This is a genomic window from Moorena sp. SIO3B2, assembly GCF_010692525.1.
GTDB lineage: Bacteria > Cyanobacteriota > Cyanobacteriia > Cyanobacteriales > Coleofasciculaceae > Moorena > Moorena producens.
In genome coordinates this window covers 1-7,261 of record NZ_JAAHHE010000306.1, presented here as the reverse complement: position 1 = coordinate 7,261, position 7,261 = coordinate 1, and the positions used below count along the sequence as shown (strand labels likewise).

The 7,261-nt window shown below is 40.0% G+C and carries 7 protein-coding genes; 1 reads left to right on the top strand and 6 read right to left on the bottom strand.

The features are described from left to right. Positions 1-54 precede the first annotated feature (54 nt). The 3 genes from F6K38_RS32015 to F6K38_RS32005 all read right to left on the bottom strand — a co-directional run bounded on the left by F6K38_RS32015 (position 55) and on the right by F6K38_RS32005 (position 3,830). Entirely contained in the window at positions 55-1,128 is a 1,074-nt protein-coding gene (locus F6K38_RS32015; protein ID WP_008179265.1) for a hypothetical protein, read from the bottom strand. A 38-nt stretch (positions 1,129-1,166) separates the two neighbouring features. Beyond that, positions 1,167-2,588, bottom strand: a complete 1,422-nt coding sequence (locus F6K38_RS32010; RefSeq protein WP_008179266.1) for an MBOAT family O-acyltransferase — start codon at positions 2,586-2,588, stop codon at positions 1,167-1,169. Between the two features lie 225 nt (positions 2,589-2,813). Next, positions 2,814-3,830, bottom strand: a complete 1,017-nt coding sequence (locus F6K38_RS32005; RefSeq protein WP_287359091.1) for a glycosyltransferase family 2 protein — start codon at positions 3,828-3,830, stop codon at positions 2,814-2,816. Between the two features lie 66 nt (positions 3,831-3,896). On the opposite strand from F6K38_RS32005, the gene F6K38_RS32000 reads away from it, so the two are divergent. After that, positions 3,897-4,052: a hypothetical protein gene (locus F6K38_RS32000; protein ID WP_287359089.1), complete on the top strand. Its 156-nt coding sequence runs from the start codon at positions 3,897-3,899 to the stop codon at positions 4,050-4,052. Between the two features lie 107 nt (positions 4,053-4,159). On the opposite strand, the gene F6K38_RS31995 is transcribed toward F6K38_RS32000, so the two are convergent. From F6K38_RS31995 to F6K38_RS31985, 3 genes are all read right to left on the bottom strand, one after another. Beyond that, on the bottom strand, positions 4,160-4,801 hold the full coding sequence (locus F6K38_RS31995; protein ID WP_071107471.1) for a TVP38/TMEM64 family protein: 642 nt from the start codon (positions 4,799-4,801) through the stop codon (positions 4,160-4,162). A gap of 137 nt (positions 4,802-4,938) precedes the next feature. Further along, positions 4,939-5,931, bottom strand: a complete 993-nt coding sequence (locus F6K38_RS31990) for a glycosyltransferase family 2 protein (protein ID WP_071107470.1) — start codon at positions 5,929-5,931, stop codon at positions 4,939-4,941. Positions 5,932-6,055: 124 nt separating this feature from the next. Further along, on the bottom strand, positions 6,056-7,261 hold a 1,206-nt coding region (locus F6K38_RS31985), incomplete at its 5' end, for a glycosyltransferase family 39 protein (RefSeq protein WP_287359087.1).

The following is a 7,261-nucleotide window of genomic DNA, read 5'->3' as shown; positions in this document are numbered from 1 at the left end:
TTGCCTCTTGCCTGCCCGTAGCGCTATAAATTTAATTGTGTCCGACTATTTAAATTACTCAACAACGTTTATCTGATCATGATTACTTGTTGTGGTTTGCGACTGTAAGGACAGAATTTCTGACACAAGTTCATTAGTGTAGACCTTGGCAGCAGAGTAAACCAGATGATCGGCATTTTCCATCTGCTCCTTGGGAAAGGTCATTGGCTCTCGGAAAATGTAGTGTACTCGTTCACTCTTGGCAGCATAGGCACCGAGAGTTTCTTGAAGTTGATTAAAATAGGCTTGAAAATCCTCATGCTCATAAAGACCTTCATACATTGGGCTGTTGGCTAAGTAAACATTAAAACCATACTCTTCCGCCAGTGCCACTATTCGTTCCAAAGCTTGACGGTTGTAGGGCGAAAGATTAAATTGATTGTTTCTGGCAAAATTGATATGCGACTCCTTCTGTGCTTCTACATAACTAGGGTTGGGTTTTTCCCAAACCATGAACCCATCTTCTTCTATATTGTAGCTTCTGACTTCCTTGAACGTATCCAGAGGAAACCTGAACCATAACGAAAGACTCTTGTTTTCAGAATAGAGGGGAAAATATCGCTCGATAAATAAAATACCCGGACCGCGTAAACGAATCTTTAGTGGTGGTTCAAGCTCCTGCCAGTATCCCCAACTCAAAGGAACTCTCGCTAGTAACGGAAAGTTAATTCCGCGATGCCAAACATCGTAGACATGCACGATCAGAACATTTTTTGGAGCTCCAGATTGCTGTATATATTTTTCTAGCATCCAGGCATCGTTGAGGCTCAACATGTTGCCGATAGTGCAGAGATTGATTGAGGTAACATCGAGTCTCTCGTTGAGAATACTTGGAACTACCCCCTGGTTACAACTGGAATCTCCTAGGATGAGCCAGTCAACAGGTTGCTTCAAGCCCAGTAACATTTCCCATTTTTCCTTGACCAACCAATAGCCTCGATTAGGTCGATGGTCATTCAGATACCATTTAGCTGCAAAATTGCACAAAATAACAAGTATCAGAGTTCCCAATAGAGATAGCAAGACTCCTCGACGGTTGGCTGAGCCAATAATTTCTTCTGGTAGCTGTTGATTGGCGCGTTGTGCCATGTTTTTCCTTAACTCTTTACTCTCGTCATTAATCAAAATCAGAATTGGAAGTAGATGAATTCTCCAGATGTGCGAACACCGAAAACACAAATCCAGATAATCAAGAAACTGTAGACCGGAACCCGACACCAATAGTTTAGCTTTGTTAGGATAAGCAGGTCACGGGTCACATACTGATAGATCTGAACCATGACCAATGGCAAGCAGAAAAACACTAAGTCATATCCCAAGAGTAAACTCTGATCTGATCTACCCACCCCCACTCTGGTAAGCATGTAATAGATTTGATCGGCTGAACTGGAACGGAAGATTACCCAGCCAATGTTAGTCAGGATAAACATCAACAACATTTTGCCCAAGATCCTTAGATAGGAATACTTACCGCTCCAAGGATCTTGATGTTCTGGATTCTTATCAAAGATGCGGTAGATGATCAGAATCAGCCCGTGAAATGCACCCCAGATCACAAAGTTCCAGGCAGCTCCATGCCAAAGACCGCCCAGAAGCATTGTTAAAAACAAGTTACGGTAGGTGTTTAAACTACCCTGGCGGTTACCACCTAAGGGAATATAAAGATAATCTCGTAACCAAGTAGATAGAGAAATATGCCATCGTAACCAAAAATCACTGGGATTGAGAGCAAAATAGGGTAGCTTGAAATTCACCATCAACTCAAAGCCCATCAGCTTGGAAATTCCTCGCGCAATGTCAGAGTAACCAGAGAAATCTCCGTAGATTTGCACGGTAAAAGCCAGAATACCGATCAGGACATCCAACCCCTGATATTGGGTGTAGTTATTGAATATTGGATTGGCGATAGTCGCCATATTATCAGCAATTACTACCTTTTTAAAATACCCCCAAATAATTAGTAATATCCCCGCATTAATTTGTTCTATATTGAGATTACGTGGTAATATGATTTGGGGTATTAGCGTAGTTGCTCGTTCGATCGGGCCTGCCACCAACTGGGGAAAAAAGGAAACAAAAAGTGCAAAATCCAGGAAATTACTAATCGGCTTCAACTTTCCTCGGTAGATGTCGATGGTGTAACTCATCGTTTGGAAAGTGTAGAAAGAAATCCCTACAGGCAGCAGGATAGTTAAGGTAACCCAGTCAACCTGAAGTCCAACAAGTTTAAGCAAACTGCTGAAACTTTCTGCGAAAAAGTTAAAATATTTGAAGAAACCCAGTAGGGAAAGATTAAAAATTAAAGAGATACACAGGAGTAGTTTTCGTTTTCGCTCTTCTTTGATGTCTTGGAGCTGTTTTCCTACTGTAAAATCAACAACCGTGGAGAGAGCTAGGAGCGAGAGAAACCGCCAATCCCACCATCCGTAGAACACATAGCTAGCAATCAGCAGCAGAATGTTCTGGGCTTTATAGTTCCTATTTAAAAACAGGTAAAGCGTGTAGACAATGATGAAGAAAAGGACAAAAATAAATGAGTTAAATAACATCTTGGAGTTTCCTAAATTTGTTCATGGTCCTCTCATTCTGATCGGTACTCCAGCTTGTAGGGTGGGCAAAAAAAGTTGGCTTCTTTTGAGTAGTCTAGATTAGATGATTTTGCCCACTCTACTTTAATTGATAGTTTTAATTGATATTTTTTTTACAGGCAAGTCCCTTTGTTCACGGTTTTATCATTCGGAGCGGTACTCCAGGTTTAACTGAACTCCACTGATTTAGGCAGTGGTATTGGTCTTGGATTGAGGGAGTCTATATAACCTCAGTGCAAATCGTTGGATCTTGTTCCTTAGCCAAAGTAATTTTATCCTGACTAGGGATAGGAATCCGCCTCTGCTGATAAAGTGGATGTAAATAGACAAAAATCTGGCAAGCTTATTCAAGACAAGAAGCTCAGATTTATCAATAATAGATTCGTAGATGTTAAATTCTTGTTCATTCGGTTTCGGAATTGTCCTAAATTCGATATGAGCCTGTTCATATAGGTTACTTGGATAGCTCATCTTTTCGGCTAAGAATCCTAATAAGTTATCTACAGCCTGTTTATATTTATCTAGGTATTCCGGCGTTCTTTTTTGCTTCTGTCCATAGTGATTGTTGTTACCATGGGCTCTATACATTACCAGAGGTTTGGCTAGATAAAATTTTCTAGCTCCTACTATTGAAGCTCCGAAAACTAAGCAGTCATCTGCACGAATGCGCCAATCTTCTTGCTGGGGAAGCGGTAGGAACTTCTCGAGTACATGTCTACGCATCGAAACTGTCGAAGTTCGATGACCTACCCATGCTTTTTTATAGAGAGTGGCGATTCTGGAATAGCCCAAATCTCGTGTATTGTTGTAGCAACTGGCGATTCGTTCTTCATTCCCAAATACCTCAGCGCTACAAAACAGAAAATCACACTCTGGGTGCTCTTGGTAAAATTTTACTACTTCTGCAATGTAATTTTCTTTATAAAGGTCATCGGCATCAAGAAAACAGATAATATCTCCACAAGAAGCAATAAATCCCGCATTAAAACTTGAAAGCTGCCCCTCATTTTTATCTTTCAATACCAGCTTGACTTTTTCGTTAGCTGCAAAATTTTTATGTAATATCTGGGCAGATTTATCTGTTGATTTATCATCGACAACAATAATCTCATCTACGGGAAATGATTGTTGGAGCACACTATCGATAGCATCACTAACATAATGCTGATAGTTATAGTTGTTAATTAAAACCGATAGTTTCATATTTTTTTAAATGTATAAAAAAATTATTGTTAAATAATCTGACATAATATAGCGTTTATCATAGCTATGAGGTACACATTATTTTTTACCTATTGCCTATTGCCTATTGCCTATTGCCTATTGCCTATTGCCTATTGCCTATTGCCTATTGCCTATTGCCTATTGCCTATTGCCTATTGCCTATTGCCTATTGCCTATTGCCTATTGCCTATTGCCTATTAGCTGCTCCCTGCTCCCTAAAACCCAGAGATTTGTACCTCATGGGTATGAGATTTGCTATATACAGGTACCATCAATTAAAGCTAGAGCTGTCAACCAAATTTTTAAGATTAGGTTCGGTGACTTCGGTACCAGGTAGCTCCCATGACTAAAACTCCTGTCAACCCTAATGCTGCAATCAGTGGCAGTATGTCTCCTGTTCTCAGTGCCTTTAAACCAGAGCTACCTATTAACACAAAAGGGAAAACACCCGGAATGATGCCTAGAACCGTACCCAGAAAATAGTCCTTGAAGCTAACTGAGGTGAGACCAGCAGCAAAATTGACTAAACCATAGGGAATGATTGGCAGTAGTCGAATCGCAAATATGTATAACACCCCTCCGCGACGCACTTCAGTGTCCATCGCCCGCCAACTTTTAGCTAGCTTCTCAACCACTAGCTTACGCCCGACAGTGCGGGTATAAGCGAAGGATACCACTGCGGCAATTACCGCAGCAACACTAGTCCAGAGTGTACCTAACCACGGACCAAAGATGGCTCCTCCAGTTAAATTAAGTGCTGTTGAAGGGAGTATTAACACAGTCGCTACAACATAAAAGATGATATAGATCACTGGTGCCCAGATCCCAGCCTGTCTCAGCCAAGACTGAAGTTGCTCTGGCTCAATGCCTCCAAGTAAATGCATCACTAAAGCAGTTGCAAAGAGACAAACAAATGTGAGCAAGACAACAAACCGCTTATAGTTGAGCATCAAATAACGCTCCTACTTATCCAATCAGTCATTACATTTATCTCCGGTAAAAAGTTATTTTTATCTACTGTAATAGTAAATTTAACAGTGAATTATATCATATATAATACCGTAATTATAACCTATTTTTATATTATTTATTTTTTTGAGGAAATAACTTGATCATTTAGTGAATATGTTTTTGGTAAACCGTAGAGTTCACGAACTAGATAAATCGGTCTTTGTTTCGATTCTTCAAAGATGCGACCAATGTATTCACCAATTATACCTAGTGTCAGCAATTGCACTCCTCCTAAAAAAAGTATGACTACCATTAATGAGGCGTAGCCAGGAAGATCAATCCCAAACAGTAACGTACGAACTATTAGGAAAGCAGCATAGAGGAATCCAGCTATAGAAAGGATGAGACCGACATAACTCCAAACCTTTAAAGGCAGGAGACTAAATGATGTAATACCATCAATGGCAAAATTCCAAAGTCGCCAATAGTTCCACTTAGTGATTCCATCATAACGTGGAGGGCGATCGTAGAGTATAGAAGTTTGCTTAAAACCAACCCAAGCAAATATCCCTTTCATAAAACGGGTTCGTTCTGGCATTTGCTTGACAGCATCAACTACACGCCGATCAAGCAAACGAAAATCTCCAGTATTGGAGGGAATTTGCACATGGCTTATTTGACCAATCACTCGGTAGAAAAAATTGGCAGTAAAACGCTTAGCCCAAGTGTCTCCCTGACGAGAACGGCGTGTTGCATAAACAACATCGTAGCCCTCACGCCATTTGTTAATCATCTCCCCCATGATTTCAGGCGGATCTTGGAGATCTGCATCAATTGGTATAATGGCTGCACCACTAGCAAAATCGATACCAGCACTTAGAGCAGCCTCTTTACCAAAATTACGAGATAGATTGATAACCTTAATTACAGGATTTGAGTAATGGTGCTGGAGCAATAACTTTAGCGTGTTATCCTTGCTGCCATCGTTGATACAAACAATCTCATAGTTGATGTTGAGATTGTCTAGCCCTATCGTAAGGCGTTCAAACAGGTAATCAATGTTGGACTCTTCATTATAAAGAGGAATCACAACGGAAATTTCGATATCGTCTTCTGAGTTAGAGAACATAATAAGCAACCTATAATCGCCATTGTATAACAATACAATTATCGTTTATTTTGTTGATATATCACATAAACAACGGATATATATTAAATATGTTTTATAAAGATATTATCAATATTATTGGAAGTTATTTTATTTTTGTAATAAAAAAAAGTTGTTTTTTATAGGCAGAATCTATCCTGTATTTTTGCTCAATTTTATGCTTAAATGATTCTGGCGTCTTATATAAAAAAACATCCTGGAATTCCTCAGGAATAGTAGGTTGGTTAGGCTCGATAACTAGCTGAAGTTTGACCTTGGGATCTAGTAAATGACTCAATTCCATGATGTCACCAAAGGTACCACCGCCATTTTTGGAGGCTTCACCGCTAACTACTAATGGCATATTTGCTCGATTAATAATCTCCGCGATTTTTTGATTATCACTGCGACTAGGTCTCACTGATTGAATAGCACCAGACAAAACTCCTGCTGCCATGATTGTTATGGTAATTATTCGCAAATGCTTCCGCTGCAAAAATTTTATTTTCGTGGAAGTGAACTGAGTAGAAAGAAAGTAAGCAACGGCGAGTTGGCATCCTAAGTAAGACGGAACGAAATAACGAGCGTTAGTTGAACGTATTCCACCAGACACTAAATCTGGAAGAGCTAGACTCAGTGAAATTGGTATGATTAAGGTGACAACAAATAGCCATATTTGCTTGGGGGTGTGTCGGCACAGAACATAAATTGAGTACCCCACTAGAATTGCCATAGCAAAGGCTAGCAAGGTTTTCAGAGATTCTGGAAGCCAAAATTGGGTTTTAAAAAAGACGGATTGAAGATTGAAAATCCAACTTTTTACTAAAGTGTTTACCGGCAGTGACATATCCATCCAGGCTGTTACTTCCTTTAGTTTGTCCAGATGGGTCAAAATCACCAGAAGCCAGGGCGAGAACGCCACAACTGAAACAAATGATGTTAATAAGTAAGCAACAGCTTTCTGACTTAGCCGAAATCCCTCATTGACAGCCACGTAAATTCCATGACCAAATAAGACAAAGACAGAAAATACAGCAGAATAGAGCGATAGTATTGTAGTTACTGTATAAATCACCCATGCAGATTTTGTTCCTAACCTCATTGCCCGCAGCAGTGACACGCTCATTAGTAAAGTCGTAACTGCCCACAAACCGTACTCCCGTATTTCTTGTGCATAGTACACATGGAAAGGAGAGATAGCTACTAATCCCATCGCTATCCATGCTGTCAAATAGGACTTAAAAAGTTCCAGACAAAGCCAGTAGATACAAGGGAGTGCCAACAGGCTGATTAAGACAGGTAAGCTTCTGTT

Excerpts from the sequence above, each read along its gene's own strand:
- F6K38_RS32015 (WP_008179265.1), bottom strand. The coding sequence starts at position 1,128 with ATGGCACAACGCGCCAATCAACAGCTACCAGAAGAAATTATTGGCTCA.
- F6K38_RS32010 (WP_008179266.1), bottom strand. The coding sequence starts at position 2,588 with ATGTTATTTAACTCATTTATTTTTGTCCTTTTCTTCATCATTGTCTAC.
- F6K38_RS32005 (WP_287359091.1), bottom strand. The coding sequence starts at position 3,830 with ATGAAACTATCGGTTTTAATTAACAACTATAACTATCAGCATTATGTT.
- F6K38_RS32000 (WP_287359089.1), top strand. The coding sequence starts at position 3,897 with ATGAGGTACACATTATTTTTTACCTATTGCCTATTGCCTATTGCCTAT.
- F6K38_RS31995 (WP_071107471.1), bottom strand. The coding sequence starts at position 4,801 with ATGCTCAACTATAAGCGGTTTGTTGTCTTGCTCACATTTGTTTGTCTC.
- F6K38_RS31990 (WP_071107470.1), bottom strand. The coding sequence starts at position 5,931 with ATGTTCTCTAACTCAGAAGACGATATCGAAATTTCCGTTGTGATTCCT.